The organism is Bartonella vinsonii subsp. berkhoffii ATCC 51672 (genome assembly GCF_902825225.1).
GTDB lineage: Bacteria > Pseudomonadota > Alphaproteobacteria > Rhizobiales > Rhizobiaceae > Bartonella > Bartonella berkhoffii.
Genome location: NZ_CADEAK010000129.1, coordinates 1 through 480, shown reverse-complemented (window position 1 = coordinate 480; position 480 = coordinate 1). Strand labels below are relative to the sequence as shown.

The following is a 480-nucleotide window of genomic DNA, read 5'->3' as shown; positions in this document are numbered from 1 at the left end:
AGTATGTGCGGTGAAAAAAATATGTGGTTTTTTTTCATTTTTTAATCGCTCAAATATTTCAACGCCTTTAACCTCAATGAAACCTGGCTCGTCCGCATGAGGATCAAAATCAAAAATTTTATCAAGAAAAATATATTCGGCTAGGAAACTTCCTATATTTTCCCACATTTCTATTGCAATCGCATGGAGTTCTTGCTCTGTTTTTTCTGGATATGCACCTCTAAGATTTGTAAGTGTGATTTGATGACGATGTAAAAGGGGACCAATTTTTTTTACCAACCAAGAAAAAAAAGAGACTCCCATTTTGGCAGGAAAGCATTTTAGAATAAATAAAGAACCAAAGAGCAGATATGCCCATAACAAGTAGGATATCTTTTTAGCTATAATTTTAATAAGATATATGAGATTTTTAAGAGAAAGATTCATCATGATTTAATAGATTTTAAGGATAATTTTACCAAAAACATCACGGCTCTCCAT

1 protein-coding gene is annotated in these 480 nt (G+C 31.9%); it reads right to left on the bottom strand.

All coding sequences use genetic code 11. The features are described from left to right. Positions 1-426: LpxL/LpxP family acyltransferase (locus tag J7R10_RS08585; RefSeq protein ID WP_484792991.1), on the bottom strand; the 426-nt coding region annotated here is incomplete at its 3' end. Positions 427-480: the final 54 nt, after the last annotated feature.